The sequence below is a fragment of the Salmonella sp. GDC200615 genome (assembly GCF_050574145.1).
Lineage (GTDB): Bacteria > Pseudomonadota > Gammaproteobacteria > Enterobacterales > Enterobacteriaceae > Salmonella > Salmonella enterica.
In genome coordinates, this window is the sequence record NZ_CP192247.1 from 2,225,067 (window position 1) to 2,245,662 (window position 20,596).

The 20,596-nt window shown below is 51.5% G+C and carries 20 protein-coding genes and 3 pseudogenes; 11 read left to right on the top strand and 12 right to left on the bottom strand.

What is annotated here, in order from left to right; translation table 11 throughout:
• Nucleotide 1 precedes the first annotated feature (1 nt).
• The 3 genes from ACQ29O_RS10650 to ACQ29O_RS10660 all read left to right on the top strand — a co-directional run bounded on the left by ACQ29O_RS10650 (nucleotide 2) and on the right by ACQ29O_RS10660 (nucleotide 4,064).
• The gene (locus ACQ29O_RS10650) at nucleotides 2–1,021 is read left to right on the top strand and encodes a Zn-dependent oxidoreductase (RefSeq protein ID WP_000836496.1); all 1,020 of its coding nucleotides are present in this window, start codon (nucleotides 2–4) and stop codon (nucleotides 1,019–1,021) included.
• A gap of 53 nt (nucleotides 1,022–1,074) precedes the next feature.
• Nucleotides 1,075–2,454 carry an MFS transporter gene (locus ACQ29O_RS10655; protein WP_000192118.1) on the top strand — a complete coding sequence of 460 codons (1,380 nt, stop codon included), beginning with the start codon at nucleotides 1,075–1,077 and terminating at the stop codon, nucleotides 2,452–2,454.
• Between the two features lie 143 nt (nucleotides 2,455–2,597).
• On the top strand, nucleotides 2,598–4,064 hold the full coding sequence (locus ACQ29O_RS10660) for a mannitol dehydrogenase family protein (protein ID WP_001181268.1): 1,467 nt from the start codon (nucleotides 2,598–2,600) through the stop codon (nucleotides 4,062–4,064).
• Between the two features lie 66 nt (nucleotides 4,065–4,130).
• Here the strand turns inward: ACQ29O_RS10660 and ydfZ are convergent, their stop codons facing one another.
• The 3 genes and pseudogenes from ydfZ to ydfG all read right to left on the bottom strand — a co-directional run bounded on the left by ydfZ (nucleotide 4,131) and on the right by ydfG (nucleotide 6,078).
• On the bottom strand, nucleotides 4,131–4,334 hold the full coding sequence (gene ydfZ, locus ACQ29O_RS10665; RefSeq protein WP_000989267.1) for a putative selenium delivery protein YdfZ: 204 nt from the start codon (nucleotides 4,332–4,334) through the stop codon (nucleotides 4,131–4,133).
• A gap of 181 nt (nucleotides 4,335–4,515) precedes the next feature.
• Complete coding sequence (locus ACQ29O_RS10670) at nucleotides 4,516–5,202, bottom strand: GntR family transcriptional regulator (RefSeq protein WP_000215562.1); 687 nt, start codon at nucleotides 5,200–5,202, stop codon at nucleotides 4,516–4,518.
• A gap of 129 nt (nucleotides 5,203–5,331) precedes the next feature.
• Nucleotides 5,332–6,078 (bottom strand): annotated as a pseudogene (ydfG, locus tag ACQ29O_RS10675) (bifunctional NADP-dependent 3-hydroxy acid dehydrogenase/3-hydroxypropionate dehydrogenase YdfG).
• Between the two features lie 138 nt (nucleotides 6,079–6,216).
• Between ydfG and dcp the strand changes: the two are divergent.
• Nucleotides 6,217–8,259: a peptidyl-dipeptidase Dcp gene (dcp, locus tag ACQ29O_RS10680; protein ID WP_000106250.1), complete on the top strand. Its 2,043-nt coding sequence runs from the start codon at nucleotides 6,217–6,219 to the stop codon at nucleotides 8,257–8,259.
• Nucleotides 8,260–8,602: 343 nt separating this feature from the next.
• Entirely contained in the window at nucleotides 8,603–8,785 is a 183-nt protein-coding gene (locus tag ACQ29O_RS10685) for a general stress protein (protein ID WP_000807642.1), read from the top strand.
• Nucleotides 8,786–8,904: 119 nt separating this feature from the next.
• Here the strand turns inward: ACQ29O_RS10685 and ACQ29O_RS10690 are convergent, their stop codons facing one another.
• Nucleotides 8,905–9,432: a 2-oxo-tetronate isomerase gene (locus ACQ29O_RS10690; RefSeq protein ID WP_001235352.1), complete on the bottom strand. Its 528-nt coding sequence runs from the start codon at nucleotides 9,430–9,432 to the stop codon at nucleotides 8,905–8,907.
• A 427-nt stretch (nucleotides 9,433–9,859) separates the two neighbouring features.
• Here ACQ29O_RS10690 and ACQ29O_RS10695 point away from each other — a divergent pair, with 427 nt between their 5' ends.
• The gene (locus ACQ29O_RS10695; protein WP_000776351.1) at nucleotides 9,860–10,252 is read left to right on the top strand and encodes a YdeI family stress tolerance OB fold protein; all 393 of its coding nucleotides are present in this window, start codon (nucleotides 9,860–9,862) and stop codon (nucleotides 10,250–10,252) included.
• 238 nt (nucleotides 10,253–10,490) lie between these two features.
• On the opposite strand, the gene ACQ29O_RS10700 is transcribed toward ACQ29O_RS10695, so the two are convergent.
• The 3 genes from ACQ29O_RS10700 to ydeE all read right to left on the bottom strand — a co-directional run bounded on the left by ACQ29O_RS10700 (nucleotide 10,491) and on the right by ydeE (nucleotide 12,131).
• Nucleotides 10,491–10,601: a hypothetical protein gene (locus tag ACQ29O_RS10700; protein WP_418895766.1), complete on the bottom strand. Its 111-nt coding sequence runs from the start codon at nucleotides 10,599–10,601 to the stop codon at nucleotides 10,491–10,493.
• Complete coding sequence (gene mgtS, locus ACQ29O_RS10705; RefSeq protein ID WP_000901531.1) at nucleotides 10,601–10,696, bottom strand: protein MgtS; 96 nt, start codon at nucleotides 10,694–10,696, stop codon at nucleotides 10,601–10,603. The genes ACQ29O_RS10700 and mgtS overlap by 1 nt, the downstream gene beginning before the upstream one ends.
• Before the next feature lie 247 nt (nucleotides 10,697–10,943).
• On the bottom strand, nucleotides 10,944–12,131 hold the full coding sequence (gene ydeE / locus ACQ29O_RS10710) for an efflux MFS transporter YdeE (RefSeq protein WP_020936972.1): 1,188 nt from the start codon (nucleotides 12,129–12,131) through the stop codon (nucleotides 10,944–10,946).
• Between the two features lie 227 nt (nucleotides 12,132–12,358).
• On the opposite strand from ydeE, the pseudogene eamA reads away from it, so the two are divergent.
• Nucleotides 12,359–13,277: pseudogene (eamA, locus tag ACQ29O_RS10715) on the top strand (O-acetylserine/cysteine exporter).
• A gap of 118 nt (nucleotides 13,278–13,395) precedes the next feature.
• On the opposite strand, the gene marB reads toward eamA, so the two are convergent.
• The 3 genes and pseudogenes from marB to marR all read right to left on the bottom strand — a co-directional run bounded on the left by marB (nucleotide 13,396) and on the right by marR (nucleotide 14,476).
• Nucleotides 13,396–13,611: a multiple antibiotic resistance protein MarB gene (gene marB, locus ACQ29O_RS10720; RefSeq protein ID WP_000783049.1), complete on the bottom strand. Its 216-nt coding sequence runs from the start codon at nucleotides 13,609–13,611 to the stop codon at nucleotides 13,396–13,398.
• A gap of 28 nt (nucleotides 13,612–13,639) precedes the next feature.
• Entirely contained in the window at nucleotides 13,640–14,023 is a 384-nt protein-coding gene (gene marA / locus ACQ29O_RS10725) for an MDR efflux pump AcrAB transcriptional activator MarA (protein ID WP_000091194.1), read from the bottom strand.
• A gap of 19 nt (nucleotides 14,024–14,042) precedes the next feature.
• Nucleotides 14,043–14,476, bottom strand: a pseudogene (marR, locus tag ACQ29O_RS10730) (multiple antibiotic resistance transcriptional regulator MarR).
• A 258-nt stretch (nucleotides 14,477–14,734) separates the two neighbouring features.
• On the opposite strand from marR, the gene ACQ29O_RS10735 reads away from it, so the two are divergent.
• Nucleotides 14,735–15,400 (top strand): MarC family NAAT transporter, encoded by a 666-nt coding sequence (locus ACQ29O_RS10735; RefSeq protein WP_000968968.1) that lies wholly within the window; start codon nucleotides 14,735–14,737, stop codon nucleotides 15,398–15,400.
• 46 nt (nucleotides 15,401–15,446) lie between these two features.
• Here the strand turns inward: ACQ29O_RS10735 and ACQ29O_RS10740 are convergent, their stop codons facing one another.
• Together ACQ29O_RS10740 and ptrR are read right to left on the bottom strand one after the other, a co-directional pair.
• Nucleotides 15,447–16,637 carry a sugar transporter gene (locus ACQ29O_RS10740; RefSeq protein WP_000154616.1) on the bottom strand — a complete coding sequence of 397 codons (1,191 nt, stop codon included), beginning with the start codon at nucleotides 16,635–16,637 and terminating at the stop codon, nucleotides 15,447–15,449.
• Nucleotides 16,638–16,752: 115 nt separating this feature from the next.
• Complete coding sequence (gene ptrR / locus ACQ29O_RS10745) at nucleotides 16,753–17,625, bottom strand: putrescine utilization regulator PtrR (protein WP_000366539.1); 873 nt, start codon at nucleotides 17,623–17,625, stop codon at nucleotides 16,753–16,755.
• Nucleotides 17,626–17,727: 102 nt separating this feature from the next.
• Between ptrR and sad the strand changes: the two genes are divergently transcribed.
• The 3 genes from sad (at nucleotide 17,728) to ACQ29O_RS10760 (ending at nucleotide 20,474) form a co-directional block, all read left to right on the top strand.
• Nucleotides 17,728–19,116 carry a succinate-semialdehyde dehydrogenase gene (gene sad, locus ACQ29O_RS10750; protein ID WP_000178408.1) on the top strand — a complete coding sequence of 463 codons (1,389 nt, stop codon included), beginning with the start codon at nucleotides 17,728–17,730 and terminating at the stop codon, nucleotides 19,114–19,116.
• Nucleotides 19,117–19,188: 72 nt separating this feature from the next.
• Nucleotides 19,189–20,115: a glutaminase B gene (glsB, locus tag ACQ29O_RS10755; RefSeq protein ID WP_000312240.1), complete on the top strand. Its 927-nt coding sequence runs from the start codon at nucleotides 19,189–19,191 to the stop codon at nucleotides 20,113–20,115.
• A complete protein-coding gene (locus tag ACQ29O_RS10760) occupies nucleotides 20,115–20,474 on the top strand; it encodes a DUF4186 domain-containing protein (protein WP_000992449.1) in 360 nt (119 codons plus the stop codon). The genes glsB and ACQ29O_RS10760 overlap by 1 nt, the downstream gene beginning before the upstream one ends.
• Nucleotides 20,475–20,596 lie beyond the last annotated feature (122 nt).

A 20,596-nucleotide genomic window follows, 5' to 3' on the forward strand; every position in this document is an offset into this window, starting at 1 on the left:
AATGAAAAGCATCGTAATCGAAAAACCGAATACATTAACTATCGAAACGCGCGCGCTTCCGCAGCCTGCGCCGGGCGAAGTTCGCATTAAAGTGAAACTGGCGGGTATCTGCGGTTCCGATAGCCATATTTATCGGGGACATAATCCCTTTGCAAAATATCCCCGTGTCATAGGCCATGAATTTTTCGGTGTCATCGACGCGGTAGGCGACAACGTCAATCGCGACCGGATAGGAGAACGGGTATCCGTCGATCCGGTGATCAGTTGCGGGCATTGTTACCCTTGTTCAGTCGGTAAACCCAATGTGTGTACCTCGCTGGTGGTGCTGGGCGTGCATCGTGACGGCGGTTTCAGCGAGTATGCGGTGGCGCCGGCCCGTAATGCTCATCGCATACCGGACAACATCGCAGATCATCATGCCGTCATGGTTGAGCCGTTTACCATTGCGGCAAATGTGACGGGACAAGTGAATCCGACCGAGCAGGACGTGGCGCTTATCTATGGCGCAGGCCCGATGGGACTGACGACCGTACAGGCGCTGAAGGGGGTTTATCAGGTTAAAACGGTCATAGTCGTTGATCGCATTGAAGAGCGTTTAGCGATGGCGAAGCAGAGCGGCGCTGACTGGACCCTCAATAATGGTCAACATTCACTGGCGGAATTTCTACAGCAGAAGGCGCTAAAGCCGACCTTGATTGTCGATGCCGCCTGTCATCCCGCTATCCTGCAAGAGGCGATTACACTTGCATCGTCTGCGGCACGCATTGTCCTGATGGGATTTTCCAGCGACCCGTGTGAGATTGTACAGCAGGGTATTACCGGAAAAGAGCTGGCTATTTATTCATCGCGTCTTAATGCCAATAAATTCCCGGTCGTGATTGACTGGCTGAATAAAGGGCTTATTGATCCGGATAAGCTGATAACGCATACATTTGATTATCAACATGTCACCGACGCGATTGAGCTTTTCGAGAAAGACCAGCGTCAATGCTGCAAAGTCTTACTCACGTTTGCGAAATAATATAAATAATTGCGAGTAAGTGGTACGCATCTTACCTCTTAGAGATTGCCTATATGACACAAATAAAGCATGAACGATCGACTCAGGATTTAGTGCGCGCTGCCGTATCTGGATGGTTAGGCACCGCGCTTGAATTTATGGATTTTCAGTTATATTCACTAGGCGCGGCTCTGGTCTTCCATGAGATATTTTTTCCGGAACAGTCTGCCGCGATGGCGCTTATTCTGGCAATGGGCACCTATGGTGCAGGTTATATAGCCAGAATTATCGGCGCCTTTGTTTTTGGTAAAATGGGCGACCGAATCGGACGAAAAAAAGTATTGTTTATTACCATCACCATGATGGGGATCTGCACCACGCTGATTGGCGTACTGCCGACGTATGCGCAAATCGGCATTTTTGCGCCAGTATTACTGGTGACATTGCGAATTATACAGGGGCTGGGCGCCGGGGCGGAAATTTCCGGCGCGGGTACTATGCTGGCCGAGTATGCGCCGAAAGGAAAGCGTGGTATCATTTCCTCGCTGGTCGCGATGGGCACCAACTGCGGTACGTTGAGCGCGACGGCGATCTGGGCGGTGATGTTCTTTGCGCTTGAACGCGAACAACTGATCGCCTGGGGATGGCGTATTCCTTTCCTGGCGAGCGTCGTTGTTATGATATTCGCGATCTGGCTGCGAATGAATCTGAAAGAAAGTCCGGTATTCGAAAAAGTAAGCGAAGGCGAAAAATCGCCAGCGTTAACGCCTGCGTCAGAAAATACATTGGGCGCGATGTTTACCAGCAAATCTTTCTGGCTGGCTACCGGTTTACGTTTTGGGCAGGCGGGCAATTCCGGGCTTATTCAAACCTTCCTTGCCGGATATTTAGTTCAGACGTTATTATTTAACAAATCTATCCCAACCGATGCGTTAATGATAAGTTCCGTAATTGGTTTTATCACTATCCCACTCTTGGGGTGGTTGTCCGATAAATACGGTCGTCGGCTGCCGTATATAATATTGAATATCTCCGCGATTATTCTCGCCTGGCCGATGCTGTCTATTGTGGTAGATAAAACGTATAGCCCTGGCGTAATTATGGCGGCGCTCATTGTTATTCATAACTTTGCCGTGCTGGGATTATTTGCGCTGGAAAACATCACCATGGCGGAAATTTTCGGATCGCGTAATCGCTTCACCCGGATGGCGATTTCAAAAGAGGCAGGGGGGCTGGTGGCGGTCGGTTTTGGCCCCGTCCTCGCAGGGATCTTTTGTAACATGACCGATTCCTGGCTGCCCATCTTAATTATGCTGGTGCTCTACTCGTGTATTGGTCTGATTTCTGCGTTGTTGATGCCGGAGGTCAGAGATCGCGATCTGAGCTTGCCTGAGGATGCGGCGGAAGCGACAGCGGCAGAGAAGTTACGCCACTCCGCAACCCAGACGAGTTAAATCGTGTCGACGGTATGGCCGGAACGCTAATGCGGTTTCGGCCATGCTGCCCGGTCACTTTTGTTTAATTAGCGTAAATCCAAATGTACCAGGGCAGGCGTTACTCTGCGACTGTTCCGCTTTCAGAATATAGAGGTTATAAAATGCAAAACAGGCTTTTATCGGCAAAGGCGACGCTTCCTGATTACGATCGTGCGGCGCTGGTGGCGCGGATGGTCCATCTCGGTTTTGGCGCGTTTCATCGCGCGCATCAGGGGGTTTATACAGATATTCTGGCTGCGGAGCAGCATAGCGACTGGGGCTATTATGAGGTTAATCTTATTGGCGGCGAACAGCAGATTGCCGATCTAAAGCAGCAGGATAACCTCTATACCGTGGCGGAGATGTCGGCGGAAGCCTGGACGGCGCGTGTGGTGGGCGTCGTCAAAGCGGCGTTGCATGTTCAGGTTGATGGTCTGGAACGTGTGCTGGCGGCGATGTGCGAACCGCAAATAGCGATTGTGTCTCTGACCATTACCGAGAAAGGGTATTGTCATTCGCCAGCCACGGGCCAACTTCTGCTGGAACATCCCATGATTGCCGCCGACCTGCAAAATCCGCATCAACCGCTAACGGCACCGGGTATTATTGTCGAAGCGTTAGCGCGTCGTAAAGCCGCAGGCTTACCGGCATTTACCGTGATGTCCTGCGACAACATGCCGGAAAATGGGCATGTGACGCGTCAGGTTGTGACGGCTTACGCCCGGGAGGTGGATGCGGAACTGGCGATATGGATCGAGCAAAACGTGACATTTCCGTCAACCATGGTTGATCGGATTGTCCCTGCGGTCACGCCGGAGACGCTGGATAAAATCGAACAACTGACCGGCGTGCGCGATCCGGCGGGCGTTGCCTGTGAACCGTTTCGCCAGTGGGTGATAGAGGATACGTTTGTGGCGGGTCGTCCGCTGTGGGAAAACGCGGGCGCGACGTTGGTCGCCGACGTGGTTCCGTTTGAAGAGATGAAACTGCGAATGCTTAACGGCAGTCATTCATTCCTGGCTTATCTGGGGTATCTTGCCGGCTATCAGCATATTAATGACTGCATGGCTGACGACAACTATCGTCTGACCGCGCAGGCGTTAATGTTACGCGAGCAGGCGCCCACACTGAAAGTCCAGGGGGTAGATTTACAGCGTTATGCCGATCAGTTGATTGCGCGTTACCGTAATCCGGCGCTGCGTCATCGTACCTGGCAGATTGCGATGGATGGCAGCCAGAAACTTCCGCAGCGTATGCTGGACTCCGTTCGCTGGCATCTTGCTAATCATAGCGATTTTGATTTGCTGGCGCTGGGCGTGGCGGGGTGGATGCGTTACGTTGGCGGCGTGGATGAGCAGGGTAAGGCGATCGACGTCAGCGATCCGCTATTGCCGGTTATTCAGCGCGCCGTGGCAAACAGTGAAGAAGGCGCCAGTCGTGTTAAGGCGCTGCTGGGAATGGCTGAAATTTTCGGCAACGATTTGCCGCAGGCGGAGCGGTTTACGCAAAAAGTGCAAGAAGCCTATGACAGTTTACTGACATATGGCGCGAAAGCGAGCGTGGCGAAATATGCCGAGCGCTTGAAATAGCGTAACAGAGACCCGGTAGCATTATGCTACCGGGAAGGCCGGAACGGTTCCTGGCGGCCTGTGGTATCAGTTCATGCCAAGACGAATCAATTCGACCGGCGCGAATTTACCTTCACAACCTTCGACAATCACCGTTTTGCCGCGGCGAATTTGACCTGCATCCAGACCTTCGCTCTCAATGGCTTTGATAATCCCGGTATGACCCGTGCCGCTTATCATGACCCGGCTACCGGTAGTGATTGCGTTACGGTTACGATCGTATGTCATCATCGTGTTTTCTCCTTTCAAACTTACTGCCAAAGCCCGCAGGTTTCCCCGCATGACGGGCGACATATAAATACGCTTATCGTTGCGGATTTTTTTTGTTTTTGATCAAGCTCACGGCTTTTTAGGCGGGAATGTGCAGGGTGAGAAAGCGGAGAAGGCGTCTCACCCCGACGTTAAAGGGGGGTTAGTCTTCGCTAAACCAGCCGCTGTTTTCCTGACGGATAAGCTGGACGGATTCGCTAATTTCCTGCAAATGCTGGGTCATTGCGCTCTCAACCGCATTGCCGTCACGATTTTCCAGCGCGGAGAAAATATCATGGTGCTGGCGCAACAACATCTCCGGCGGAGAAACATGATCCAGACTCATATAGCGAACCCGGTCGATTGTCGCTTTGATATTTTCAATGGTATCCCACGCTAACTGGCAATCGGCGATCTGCGCCAGCTTTTGGTGGAAATCGTCATCAAGCTGGAAAAAATCATCAATCTGTTTGCGCTCGATAGCAATATGTTGCAGGTGCAGGTTTTGCGCCAGTTGATAGCACTGGTTGTCGGTGATCATCGCCGCCGCACGGCGGACCACCGCGCATTCGATCGCCTGCCGAACAAAGCAGCCATTCTGTACCTGAGAAAGCGAAATCTTATTCACATAACTACCGCGCTGAGGGCGGATCTGAATCAACCCATTTTCCGCCAGCTTTATAAAAGCCTCGCGCACCGGTTGACGCGAAACGTTAAAACGGGTTGAGACCTCTTTTTCTGATAGCGGCGTGCCAGGCGGGATAAGACAATGCACGATATCACGCCGAAGAATACGGTAAATTTGCTGGTTGACAGGCTGTGTAGGGTTAAGCTGCGTTTCGACGGTCATTCATTCTTACTTTTTAGGCGGTTGACCCGGATACTCTACCACTTTTCCGTGGCGGTCTATACCGATCATGTTTCTGGTTGCAGATACGTTTGCCAGGGATTACCCGGCCCGCAGACCGGGTATAACCTCTTAGCTACGGTGGACGCTGAGCCCTGCGAAAGATTGGGTAACAGGCATCATTTCAACGGTATTAATATTCACATGCGCGGGGAGTGTGGCCACCCACTATACCGCTTCGGTAATGTCTTCTGGCGTGAGCGCGGTGGTATTTTCGTAGGTTTTACCCGCTTTCTCATCGTCGCCTTTGAAACGAACGCTGGAAAACTCGGTACCGCCAACCAGGCCCGGTTCAATGTCGGTCACGCGAACCGCCGTGCCGTGTAAATCCGTGCGCAAATTCAGGCTAAACTGGCGCACAAAGGCTTTCGTCGCGCCATAGACGTTGCCACCAGCATAAGGCCAACTGCCGGCGGTTGAACCGATGTTAATGATATGACCGCGATTACGTTCGACCATTCCTGGCAGCACGGCGCGGGTCATATAAATTAAGCCTTTATTATTAGTATCGATCATAGTTTCCCAGTCTTCTACGCTGGCTTTATGCGCCGGTTCAAGACCCAGCGCCAGACCGGCGTTATTGACCAGCACATCAATATCGCGCCACTGCGCAGGCAGAGAGGACATCATCTCTTCGATGGCCGCGCGGTTGCGCACGTCCAGTTGGGCGGTCAATACGTTCTCGCCAAGCTCATCTTTTAACGCTTGCAGGCGTTCATGACGACGTCCCGTGGCAATGACTTTATGTCCATTCTCAACAAAACGGCGTGCAATGCACTCGCCAAACCCTGCGGTTGCTCCAGTTACTAAAACGATCATCACACAGTTCCTCAACGCTTTTTGTGTTGTATTACCATAGCACGCGGCGTTTATGAAAGGGTAATCCTGGTTAACACGGTTGCGGTCAGCATAGGGGGAAGCTTACTCTTATGATCAACCTATTTTCAGGAGTGAAAAATGTCGACGAATCCTTTGTTAGACCAGAGTATGTTGCCCTATCAGGCACCGCGTTTTGATCGGATCAAAGATTGCCATTATCGTCCTGCTTTTGATGAGGGCGTTCGGCAAAAACGCGTGGAAATCGAGGCCATCGTCAATCATCCGGCGGCCCCTGACTTTACGAATACGCTTCTGGCGCTGGAGCAAAGCGGGGCGCTTCTGTCACGCGTCACCAGCATTTTTTTCGCGATGACGGCCGCGCACACTAACGATGAACTCCAGCGGTTGGATGAGGCCTTTTCTGCCGAGCTGGCGGCGCTCTCCAACGATATTTATCTGAATAGCGCGTTATTCGCTCGCGTGGATGCCGTCTGGCAACAGCGTCACTCACTGGGGCTGGATGATGAGTCGCTACGGTTGGTCGATGTGATCCATCAGCGTTTTGTGTTGGCAGGCGCGCAGCTTGCCGAAGAGGATAAAGCGCAACTGAAGGTATTGAATACTGAATCCGCGACCTTAATGAGTCAGTTTAATCAGCGTCTGCTGGCGGCAAGTAAAGCGGGCGGGCTGGCGGTCGATGACGCGCATTGCCTGGCAGGATTAAGCCCGGAAGAAATGACCGTCGCTGCTGAAGCGGCGCGTGAAAAAGGCCTGGAGGAGCGCTGGTTCATTCCGCTCCTTAATACGACGCAACAGCCTGCGCTTGCTACGCTGCGCGATCGCCAGACTCGCGAAAATTTATTCGCAGCGTCATGGACTCGGGCGGAAAAAGGAGATGCCCACGATACCCGAGCTATCGTTCAGCGTCTGGTAGAGATTCGTCGCTGTCAGGCAAAACTGCTGGGTTTCCCCAATTATGCCGCATGGAAAATGGCCGATCAGATGGCGAAAACGCCGCAAGCCGCACTGAGCTTTATGCGTGGCATTGTGCCGCCAGCGCGTCAGCGTGTACTCAATGAACAGGCGGAAATTCAGAACGTCATTGATGGTGAGCAGGGCGGCTACACCGTTCAGGCCTGGGACTGGATGTTCTATGCCGAACAGGTACGGCGGGAAAAATATGCGTTAGATGAAGCGCAACTGAAGCCCTATTTTGCCTTAAATACGGTGTTGCAAGAGGGGGTTTTCTGGACCGCCAACCAGCTATTCGGCATCACCTTCGTCGAGCTTTTTGACATTCCGGTGTATCACCCTGATGTTCGGGTGTGGGAGATTTTCGATTCCGATGGTGTCGGCATGGCGTTATTTTATGGCGACTTCTTCGCGCGGGACTCGAAAAGCGGCGGCGCGTGGATGGGGAATTTTGTCGAGCAATCCACACTCAATGAAACCCGGCCCGTTATATACAATGTATGTAACTATCAGAAACCGGTTGATGGGCAGCCTGCATTACTGCTTTGGGACGACGTTATTACGCTCTTCCATGAGTTTGGTCATACGTTACATGGTTTGTTTGCCGTTCAGCGCTATGCCACGCTTTCAGGTACCAATACGCCCCGCGACTTTGTCGAGTTTCCCTCCCAGATTAATGAGCATTGGGCGAGCCATCCACGCGTGTTCGAACGCTACGCGCGTCATGTCGACAGCGGTGAAAAAATGCCCGCTGATTTACAGGAAAAAATGCGCAAGGCGAGTTTATTTAATAAAGGTTACGATATGACTGAATTGCTCGGCGCCGCATTGCTGGATATGCGCTGGCATATGCTGGAGGAGAGCGTAGCAGAGCAGTCTGTCGCTGAGTTCGAGCAGCAGGCGCTGGCCGCCGAGCATCTTGATTTACCGGCAGTGCCGCCCCGCTATCGCAGCAGTTATTTTGCCCATATCTTCGGCGGCGGCTACGCAGCGGGATACTACGCCTACCTGTGGACGCAAATGTTAGCGGATGACGGTTATCAATGGTTTGTAGAGCAGGGCGGCCTGACGCGTGAAAACGGGCAGCGTTTTCGTGATGCTATCCTTTCCCGGGGGAATAGTACTGATTTAGAAACGCTTTATTCAGCCTGGCGTGGACATGAACCGCATATTGACCCCATGTTGCAATATCGTGGGCTCGATCGCTAAGCTGATACGGTTGTTCGGCACTGTCGAACAACCGCCTGAAAATGAATCCTGCACTTCTGATGACAGCCAGTTAAATTTATGGGGTTAAATTGTCTGAATATAAAGAGGGCGTGCATTCGGATTTTTCTGCTTATTTTCCCGTGGTGGCTTGATTGCCAAAGATTTATTACCGCTTCGCTGCTGATGTTTTAAAAAATATATTTTCCGCCATGTGATGGTATTATGTAAATAATGCAGAAATGAATTTGACACTGCGCACAGGGCGACTAGATTTAGAACTGTATCACATGATATGAGAAGACATATCATATTTAAAACGCAACATCATCATGAGGATTATATTATGGCAGAACATCGCGGCGGTTCCGGTAATTTTGCAGAAGATAAAGAGAAAGCCTCAGAAGCAGGTCGTAAAGGCGGCCAGCATAGCGGTGGGAACTTTAAAAACGACCCACAACGTGCATCTGAAGCGGGTAAAAAAGGTGGCCAGAATAGCCACAGTGGCGGACGGAAATCCGGCAATTAATTTTACTCCTGATATTTCGTAAATATATTCTGAAATATTGCACATACGATGCGGGCCATAGGCTCGCATTTTTTTATTCTGACCGGGAGTTGTTCTGACCGGTCAGATGAAATTATTGTTTATGCTTTCTTCGTTAACAGAAAAAGCAATTCAGCGAGGGCGAAGTGTACGCATTTTTCTAATACTTCCTGACAATCTCCGTTGAAATGTTGTCGGCTTGTAAAAGTTGTATTGTTAATATTCCAGGCAAACCAAACGGTGCCCGCCGGCGTGCCATCTTCGCCGCCTTCCGGACCGCCATAGCCGCTGATCGCTATGCTGATATTGACCTCAGCCTGATCCTTAGCGCCCTGTGCCATTTCAGTAACGACCGCTTCGCTGACGGCGGTATGTTCGGCAAGGCTGTGGCGTTGTACGCGTAAGATTTTTGCTTTGGCTTCATCAGTAAAGGTGACATACCCCACACCGTAAAATGAGAGCGTATCTTCTGCTGCGCACAATGCTGAAGCCAGTTTCCCGCCAGTGCAGGATTCTGCAGTGGTCAGACGGAGTTTCTGGTTAACCAGTAAATCACCAAGTTTTTTTGTCAGGCTATCGACGGATTCGGCTTCATCAAGGGTGACAATATCGTGCTGTTCTAATCTCATCGTTTATTTTTCCGTTACCAGAGACAAAAGAAATCTGTTCGTTCTTCTCAAGTATGGCATATTTATTTTATGACATTGTCAGTGAATGATTATTTTATCCAGTTACCAACAAACCCGCTGTTGCATAACTTGCTTACTTTCTTACGGCGATGACTGTCATTGATTATGCGTAAGGCCATTATCCTCAAAAAATAAAGCCGATTAATCTGAATTGCTATCAAAACGTTGATGCATATGACTTCAGCTATGTGGCAAGTTCTCTATTACGCCGTTACGCTTTCGCGCTCACCGGCGCTGATGTCGGTTGCATATTAATCCGGATGGGTTGATTTTATTGCTTAATATTCTGCGGGTAAATTCATGTTTGTAAAAACTAAAAATAGCGGCCAGACTTAATACGTCAAATAGACGTTATTAAGGAGAGAGCATGAAACTACAGGTGGCTGCATTTTTAAGTTTTCTGATAATGCCTTACGCGCTAGCGGAAGATCAGGGGGGATTAAAAAAAGACGTGGCACCGCCGCCGCCTCATGCTATTGAGGATGGTTATCGCGGTACGGATGATGCAGAAAAAATGACCATCGAACAGGCAAAAACCCTGCATGATGGCGCGACCGTTTCGCTGCGCGGCAACCTTATTGATCATAAAGGTGACGATCGCTATGTATTTCGTGATAAATCCGGCGAGATTAACGTGATAATTCCTTCCGCCGTATTTGATGGGCGGGAAGTTCAGCCGGATCAAATGATCAACATTAACGGTAGTCTGGACAAGAAAGCGAAGGAACCGCTTGTCCGCGTGAACCGACTGCAAAAATAACGCGCGCTAACCGGCAATCTCCAGGTCAGCCATACGGGGCACGCGGCTGGCCTGATACCATGGGTCTTGTAAAAGCGCCTGGGGGACAAAAGGTCCCATAATGTCTTATTCAGGTCTGGTTGCGTATCGTTTAAGCTTCATTGATATTGACGGTGCTACAGTCGTTAGCGATCCGTTATCCTCGCAAGAATTTGCCCGGTAGCGTATAAGCAAAACACAAATCTATCCATGCAAGCATTTACCGCTGGTGAACCGGCGGTTTTTTTTTTGCCTGCCATCCAGACAAAAGCGGCCCCTTGCGCAACGATGCAGCAAGGGGCCGGCTCTGCGAGGGATTATCTCCGTTCATTAATCATCCCATTTATGACTGAACCAGGCGGCCAGAAATCCGGAAAATAAAATAATTCCTAATACAACGATAAAAAGGTTAATACTGCCTAACATCTCGTTTCTCCTTATTTTAGCGTGCATCCTCTTTTTTAAAAAACCTCGTACAGACTATAGTACTAATTTATACTTAAGCAAAGTCTGAATTGCGTATTTATTTTACTGGAAGGGTAAAGCATTAGAATATTTTCGTCAGCGCCCAGGAGTATTCCTGAATTACCGCAGTGACAGCAGATAATTAGCCTGCAATATATAGGGTTAACCCGGTGCGCCAGAAACGGCGCACATGACTGGCTGCAGATAATTAACAGGTGATATCCTGTTGCGTAGGGGTAATCCGCATTCCTTTTAACATCAGTGCCCATGCGAACACAATGGCGATTATCAGGACAACGAAAAGCGACCAGGCGGGAAGCGTCGTCAGGATGACGCCGCTGACCAGCGGGTTTACCGCCGCACCCAGCCAGCCCAGCGATTGCGCTGAAAAATAGCTGGCTTTCATCCCGGCAGGCGCAATGTTGTCAATTAACATATATTCGCCGGGGGCATAAATAATTTCGCCAATCGTGAATACTGCCGCTGAAAGCCCCCAAAAAAACAGATTGTCGCCTGAAAAAATAAATCCGATGAGCCCGGCGATAAAAAAGACGGTGCCGGTCGTCATCATTGGTCGAATATTGACGGCGGTAAGTCGACGGCCCACGGCGTATTGCAAACTGACCACAATAACCGCATTAACCGGCAGGACGACGGCTACCACTTTTTCCGCGAAGCCGCTATCGGCAACGACCATAACGTACTGTGAAATACAGGACGCAAAGGCCCCCCCCACAAAGGAGGCCAGAAATGCCGAAAGCGTAAACCACAATAATGCTTTGTCGCGCAGCAGAACGGAGGGAGACCAGATAGCGGCATTTTTCCCCTCGCTGGCGGCAACCGATCGTGTCACCCATACCTGAATAAAGACCAGCGGGAATGCGGAACAGATGGCGGCAAGCCAGAAGGGTAAATTGATGCTTTGCATCACCAGCAGCGTGCCGAGCGGCGGGCCAACCGTCCAGCCGATATTGAGTACGGTATAATTGAGCGAAAAAATCCGTGTTTTTGTTGTCGCGGTGAGGTTATCGGCGAACCAGGCCTTCAGGACGGTAGAAAAAACCGAATAGGCGCAGTTAATAAGCGCAAAAAGCAGGACAACCAGTACGACATTATGCACCATTGGGATGGCGATAAATCCGCAGGCGAAGGCGATAATCGCGAGTAACATGTAGCGCTTTTTATCAAACTTGTCCGCCAGAATCCCAAAGCCAAGACTAAAGATGACGCCGATCGTTAACGCGCTGGTCAGCGCGTAGCCAATCAGATCCACGCCTAAACCGTACTGACGGTTAAGATAGATGGTCATAAAGGGGAGCGTGGCACCGCGTCCAATTGTCAATAACAGCGATGAGGCGAGTAGAGCCAACGTCGAACGTCTCAATCCTGGATTCATTTTTCCTGCCTGAAATGGAGGTTACGTATCGGGACGTTTTAATCTACCGTGCCCGCAAAAGCATGATGTCTATACGCTATAGCGTAGTCTTAACATACCATAACGCAGGATTTTGCCCATCGTGTGTTGTTCAATGCCATGCTCACGGTAAAAAGAAAAGTCCTGTTATGGCGCACTGATTTCCGATAACTTACCTTTTTACAAAATTTTAATAATGACAGGGGCCGATGATGCCGCGTAAAGACGGTTTTTTGGCGTTACTGGTGGTTGTCGTATGGGGGCTCAATTTTGTTGTCATCAAAGTAGGCCTGCACCATATGCCGCCATTATTGCTGGCAGGATTACGATTTTTACTGGTGGCGTTTCCGGCAATTTTCTTTGTCGCCCGGCCTAAAGTCCCGCTTACGCTGTTGCTGGGCTATGGGCTGACGATAAGCTTTGGGCAGTTCGCCTTTCTCTTTTGCGCGATAAAGTTTGGTATGCCCGCAGGACTGGCGTCGTTGGTATTACAGGCGCAGGCCTTTTTTACCATGGCTTTGGGGGCGTTTGTTTTTAGTGAGCGGTTACAACGTAAGCAGTTAGCGGGGATCGCCCTGGCGATTATAGGTGTACTGGTATTGATTGAAGCCAGTCTCAACGGACAGCATATAGCGATGTCGGGATTTATGCTGACTCTGGCGGCGGCATTCTCTGGCGGCGGCATTTAGCTGGGCCTGCGGCAATATCTTTAATAAAAAAATTATGCAACATAGTCCGCGCCCGGCGGTGATGTCGCTGGTGGTCTGGAGCGCGCTGATCCCGATCCTGCCGTTCCTGCTGTCATCGCTGCTACTGGAGGGGGCGGATCACATTACGCAAAGCCTTATTACCATCGATATGACGACGATATTGTCGCTGCTTTATCTGGCTTTTGTCGCCACTATACTTGGCTACGGCATCTGGGGCGCGTTACTGGGGCGCTATGAGACCTGGCGCGTGGCGCCGTTATCATTGCTGGTGCCGGTAGTCGGGCTGGCGAGCGCCGCGGTGTTACTCGGGGAAACGTTGACCGGGATGCAGCTTGCGGGCGCAGTACTGATTATGGCTGGACTCTATATCAATGTGTTTGGATTTCGTGTGCTCCGTACTGCCCGCGTCAGGGGATGAGGCATTATGTTACTAAGAAGACAAACGCTAATTTCAGACCATGCCGCGAGGTAATAGCGGCGGACTTGTCATCGCCAGACGGTACTAAAAAAATGCCCCGCAAAACGGGGCAAAGAGGTTAAAGGTGTTGGTCGTTATAATAGGGCACGCCTAATTCATCTGACTTATCGCTGTTCACGCTCACGGGGTGAAGGTCATTTGGCGGATCGCCTACACAGGGCAGCAGCATCACATCGCGGCTATTTTGCGCCACAGGTAACAAAGTTTGTTCTGCAATGCCATATCCGGAGGCGATAAGTAACAGACCCGGCAGGGCGGGAAACAGCATTTTCATAGTGCTCTTCGCGTGGCGCATAAACAAACTAGTAGTTGCCATGGTTCAGCGGCAGCATATACCGTGATTCGCCATGCATATTGGTGATCCGGTATTTGTGTGGCGGCACATCAAAGTAGTTTTTGAACGTCCGGGTCAATGTTTGCTGTGACTCAAAGCCATAGCGTTCCGCCAGATAGAGAATGGGCTCGTTGCTCTCTTTTAATTTTTGCGCGATTTCCGTCATTTTACGGCTGCGGATGTATTGGCCTAATGAATGACCGGTCTCTTTTTTAAACATCCGTTGCAGGTGCCATTTGGAATATCCTGAACGCTCAGACACTTTTTCCAGTGAGAGCGGCGACTCCAGGTTATCCTCGATCCAGTCCAAAATGCTATGAATAGTAATAGCGTCAGTGTTGCGTCTGGACATCGTCATACCTCTTTTTTGTCTACGGCAGAATTTTCTTGAGCAAATACTCAAGCGTTGCCACTTCGTCCGCCGTTAAGTTTTTTGTTAATTCCTGATGCAGGTCTTGCCCTGGTCGTTGATGACATTGCTCACAAATTGCCGCGCCGTCCGGCGTTAGCTTCACCAGTACGCCGCGTTTGTCATTAGGATTCGGCAGTCTTTCGATCCAGCCTTTGCACAGCAGGCGGTCGAGCATTCGCGTCAATGCGCCGAGATCGACAGACAGCACTTTTTTAAGTTCAACCGGGGTAATACATCCCGCGCAGCGTATCGAGCAAAGCACTTTAAACTGTGTTGCGGTGATATCCAGCGGGGATAAATAGTTATTTAACAGGCGATCTTTTTTTGATTTACCATGTAGATCAAGCGACCCAGCGGAATGATTTCATTGAACAGATCACTGGTGCTTTTCAAAATGGTTGCCCCGGCAAGTAATTAATTTCGTCAGATACTATTTCCAAGGCAAGTATAAGTCAACTAAATGAATTGGCCGATGCCACGATTTGCTAAAAGGCGTCCGGGGTATTGTGCTGTGATAACTTGTAACTAATTGATAATTACAGGTTATAGGTTGTAAAGAATATTGACTTGCACACTGGCGAAATGGCGCGCCTGGGCAATATCACTTTATACTTCCGGTTCATGAAACGCTGATGGGTAAGAGATAGTATTATGATGGATTTGTTTAAAGCGATTGGATTGGGGCTGGTCGTACTGCTCCCGTTAGCCAATCCGCTAACCACCGTGGCGCTGTTTCTTGGCCTTGCGGGCAATATGAATAGTGCGGAACGCAACCGGCAGTCCTATATGGCTTCGGTTTATGTCTTCGCTATTATGATGGTGGCGTACTACGCCGGGCAGTTAGTTATGAACACCTTCGGTATTTCGATTCCAGGGCTACGGATCGCCGGGGGGTTAATCGTGGCGTTTATCGGCTTCAGAATGCTTTTCCCGCAGCAGAAGGCGCATGAGTCGCCGGAAGCGAAAAGCAAATCGGAGGAGCTGGCAGACGAACCGACGGCTAATATTGCATTTGTTCCACTGGCTATGCCAAGCACCGCAGGACCGGGGACCATCGCAATGATCATCAGTTCCGCTTCCACGGTGCGTCATGGCGGCGAGTTTCCCGACTGGGTCATTATGGTCGCGCCGCCGATTATTTTTCTTGCCGTGGCGGTGATCCTGTGGGGATGCTTACGCAGTTCTGGCGCTATTATGCGGCTGGTGGGTAAAGGGGGGATTGAAGCGATCTCCCGCTTAATGGGATTCCTGCTGGTGTGTATGGGCGTGCAATTTATTATCAACGGCGTGTTGGAAATTATTAAAACGTACCACTAAGGCGCATTTTCGTCTGCCGGAAACCTGTTCCCGGCAGACGAATGTCTTAATGCGGTTGTTCTTCCAGCGCCACTGGCCATTTGCGGAATATGAGCACAGCCCATACCAGCGCGGCACAGGCGGGTATGGCGCCAATATAGCCGATGGCCGACATTGACCAGTGCAAACTCACCTGATTGCCTACCAGCGCGCCAGCGCCAATACCAATATTAAAGATGCCTGAAAATAGCGCCATTGCGACATCGGTCGCGTCCGGGGCCAGCGCCAGTACTTTCACCTGCATACCGAGCCCTATCACCATAATCGCGATGCCCCAGAAAATGCTCAGTATGGCCAGATGCGCTTCGCTATCCGCCGCAGGCAGCAGCAGAAGCAGACAGACAACCAGCAGGGCAATAGCGATACTGACGAGCGACGAGGCATGGCGATTACCCAGTTTACCAAACACGAGGCTGCCGATGATCCCGGCGCCGCCGAGGATCAGTAACAGGACGGTAGCAAAATTCGCACTGAGCCCGGCGACATTCTGAACGAACGGTTCAATATAGCTATAAGCTGTGTAATGCGCAGTCACCACAACGACGGTCAGCACATAGAGGCTCATCAGCGCCGGGCGCCGGAATAGCAAAGGTAAACTTTTTAGTGAGCCGGAATGCTCGCTCGGCAATTTCGGTAGAAGCTTAATCAGACATAGCAGCGTAATTAATGCGCCCATGCCGATGGCAAAAAAGGTGGTGCGCCAGCCAAAATACTGACCAACAACGCGACCTATCGGCAGCCCAAGCACCATGGCCAACGCGGTGCCGGTCGCTATCAGACTTAATGCCTGCGCGCGTTTCCCGGCAGGGGCCAGGCGGATCGCCAGCGAGGCGGTTATCGACCAGAAAATAGCGTGGGCGAAAGCGATACCAATACGGCTAATGACCAGCACGGTAAAGTTCCATGCCAGAAAGGAGAGCACATGGCTGGCAATAAACAAAACAAACAGACAAATTAGTAGCTTACGGCGCTCCATTTGACTGGTAAGAAGCATAAAAGGCAGCGACATGACGGCAACTACCCAGGCGTAAATGGTTAGCATGATGCCGACCTGCGCGGTTTGCATATGAAAGCTTTCAGCAATGTCTGATAGCAAACCAACCGGCACAAATTCTGTGGTATTGAAAATAAAAGCGGCAATAGCAAGCGTAACTACCCGTAGCCACGCGACCTTGCGGGAAACTGGATTGATTGTCATAAAAATATTTCGGGTTAGTTGCGAGAAGGTGAGGCCGCGATCTTAAAACGTTTACTGGCGAAAAGACAATCATTTTGTGACCTGCTTCTCATTTACTTCGCAGGCCGTTTCGTCTTCAGTCGACGCTCGCCAGTTGGGCGTTAAGTAACTCGATAAAGGCCTCAAGCTGACGCGTCATCGCCCCGCGCCGCCACATTAGCCATGTGTTAAGCCAGCGCCACTTCTCCGCCAGCGGCCAGGCTTCCACCTGATGATGTCCTGGCATACTGTTGAGCATACTTGCTGGCATCAGCGCAATACCTGCGCCGGCAATTACGCACGCCAACATTCCATGATATGACTCCATTTCGTGAATCGTACCGGGGGTCGCGCCATCGGCATGAAACCAGCTTTCGAAATGCCGTCGGTAAGAACAGTTGGCGCGAAAAGCATAGATGTTATAACCATTCACCTCGCTGGCCCGCGAAACGACGGAATGGCCGTGTGGCGCGACGATCATCATCTCTTCCTGGTAAGCCGGTATACCTTCCAGCCCCGGATGCATTAGCGGGCCATCAATAAAGGCGGCGTTCAGCTTTCCCTCGAGCACGCCATCCAGCATGGCGCCGGAAGGACCGGTCGTTAACGCGAACTGAATTTTAGGGTAACGCTGGTTATAACCCGCCAGCAGCGCGGGGATACGTACGGCGGCAGTACTTTCTAACGCGCCGAGTGAAAACAGTCCTTGCGGTTCCTCTCCGGCAACCACCATGCGGGCTTCATCGACCAGCGCCAGGATCTGCTGGCTGTAACGTAAAAAGTTATGCCCGGCTGGTGACAGCCTGAGTCGCTGGTTTTCGCGAATAAACAGAGAGACGCCCAGGTCGGCTTCAAGCTGGCGGATACGCGTGGTCAGGTTGGACGGAACGCGGTGTACTTTTGCCGCCGCCTGCGTAATGCTGCCCGTCAGAGCGACAGCGTTAAACATTTCCAGTTGCGTCAGGTCCATGGTTTTCTTAATTCGTGAATAGTCTGGTTAATATTATTCATTTTTCAGAAATGGTAAAGGGCGTCATGATGGTACAACTCCCCTGATAACGAGAGAAAGAACATGACCATGATGACTGCAACACAGGCGTTATCCGTTAATCCTGCGACCGGCCAGACGCTGGCGGCAATGCCCTGGGCTAACGCGCAAGAGATTGAACATGCGCTGAGTCTGGCGGCGAGCGGTTTCAAAAAGTGGAAAATGACATCAGTAGCGCAACGGGCGCAAACATTACGCGATATTGGTCAGGCGCTTCGCGCTCATGCAGAAGAGATGGCGCAATGTATTACGCGTGAAATGGGTAAACCCATAAAGCAGGCGCGTGCGGAAGTGACGAAATCCGCCGCGTTATGCGACTGGTATGCGGAACATGGCCCGGCAATGCTGAATCCTGAGCCTACGCTGGTAGAAAATCAGCAGGCGGTGATTGAATACCGTCCGCTGGGCGTCATTCTGGCGATAATGCCGTGGAATTTTCCTTTATGGCAGGTGTTACGCGGGGCAGTGCCGATACTGTTGGCGGGGAATAGCTACTTGTTAAAACATGCGCCCAATGTCACGGGTTGCGCGCAGATGATAGCCCGAATCTTGACGGAAGCCGGTACTCCCGCTGGCGTCTATGGATGGGTGAACGCCAATAATGAGGGCGTGAGTCAGATGATTAACGATCCGCGAATCGCGGCGGTGACGGTGACCGGTAGCGTGCGCGCCGGCGCGGCGATTGGCGCTCAGGCTGGGGCGGCGCTGAAAAAGTGCGTACTGGAACTGGGGGGCTCGGATCCGTTTATTGTACTCAATGATGCCGATCTCGAGCTGGCGGTAAAAGCTGCGGTTGCAGGACGCTATCAAAACACCGGACAAGTCTGCGCCGCCGCCAAACGTTTTATTGTCGAAGAGGGCATTGCGCAGGCGTTTACCGATCGTTTTGTGGCGGCTGCCGCAGCATTAAAGATAGGTGATCCTCTGGTTGAAGAGAATGACCTGGGGCCGATGGCGCGCTTTGATTTGCGTGATGAACTCCATCAACAGGTGCAGGCTTCCGTCGCCGAAGGCGCACGGCTACTGTTGGGCGGGGAGAAAATCGCCGGGGAGGGCAACTATTATGCCGCGACCGTTCTGGCGGATGTTACACCTGACATGACTGCATTTCGTCAGGAACTTTTTGGGCCTGTTGCCGCCATTACCGTCGCAAAAGATGCGGCGCACGCCCTCGCGCTGGCGAATGACAGTGAGTTTGGCCTGTCGGCGACGATCTTTACCGCCGACGATACGCTGGCCGCGGAGATGGAGGCGCGTCTTGAGTGCGGCGGGGTATTCATTAATGGGTACAGCGCCAGCGATGCGCGTGTGGCATTCGGCGGGGTGAAGAAAAGTGGCTTCGGTCGCGAGCTTTCGCACTTTGGTTTACACGAATTTTGTAATGTGCAGACCGTCTGGAAGAACCGCGTCTAATTGCCCTGACGTCGCGTGGCGCCCTCTGCTATACTCGCAGGCCTTTTCAGACCTGCGAGCAAGGAGCATGTTGTGGCCTGGGCCATGGATAATGCAATTTTAGAGACGATTTTACAGCGCGTTCGCCCCCTCATTGGCCAGGGCAAAGTCGCTGACTATATTCCGGCATTAGCGTCCGTCGAGGGTTCAAAGCTGGGGATAGCGATTTGTACCGTGGACGGGCAGCATTATCAGGCGGGCGATGCGCACGAACGCTTCTCTATTCAGTCTATTTCGAAAGTGCTCAGTCTGGTGGTGGCGATGCGTCATTATCCGGAAGAGGAGATCTGGCAGCGCGTCGGAAAAGATCCTTCCGGCTCGCCGTTCAATTCGTTGGTTCAGTTAGAGATGGAACAAGGCATCCCGCGTAATCCATTTATTAATGCGGGCGCGCTGGTGGTATGCGACATGTTGCAAGGCCGGCTTAGCGCGCCGCGTCAGCGGATGCTGGAAGTTGTGCGCGCGCTTTGCGGCGTATCGGATATTACGTATGACGCTACGGTCGCGCGCTCTGAATTTGAGCATTCCGCCCGTAACGCCGCTATTGCCTGGCTGATGAAATCATTCGGTAATTTTCATCATGATGTGCCTACCGTGTTGCAAAATTACTTCCACTACTGTGCGTTGAAAATGAGCTGCATGGAACTGGCGAGGACGTTTGTCTTTCTGGCGAATCAGGGCGAGGCGTTTCATCTCGACGAGCCGGTAGTGACCCCCATGCAGGCCCGGCAAATTAATGCGCTAATGGCGACCAGCGGGATGTATCAGAATGCCGGAGAGTTTGCCTGGCGGGTAGGATTGCCCGCTAAATCCGGCGTGGGCGGTGGTATTGTCGCCATTGTGCCGCATGAAATGGCGATTGCCGTCTGGAGTCCGGAGCTGGATCCTGCGGGAAACTCTCTGGCAGGTATCGCCGCGCTTGAACAATTAACACAAACGTTAGGACGTTCGGTATACTGATGAATGCGCTTGAACCGCTCTTTGCCCGCCTGGCGCGATCGACATTTCGTTCGCGTTTTCGTCTCGGGATAAAAGAAAGACAATATTGCTGGGATAAAGGCGCGGAGGTGATTGATAAACACGCCGCCGATTTTATCGCCCAGCGACTGGCGCCAGCTCACCCGGCGAATGATGGTAAGCAAACGCCGATGCGGGGCCATCCGGTATTTATCGCGCAACATGCGACGGCAACCTGCTGTCGCGGGTGCCTGGCGAAGTGGCACCAGATTCCTCAGGGAGAACCGCTGAGCGAAGCGCAGCAACAGTATATTGTCAGCGTTATCCATTACTGGCTGGTCATACAAATGAATCAGCGGTAGAGCAGCGCGTCGTTGCTGACGCTTTCCCCGATAAATCACCCTATACCACTGATAGCAGCCGTTGACCGTTATATATCTCATGTGCTGAAGTGTCTTTTTAGTTACAACATACGTTTGGTTGT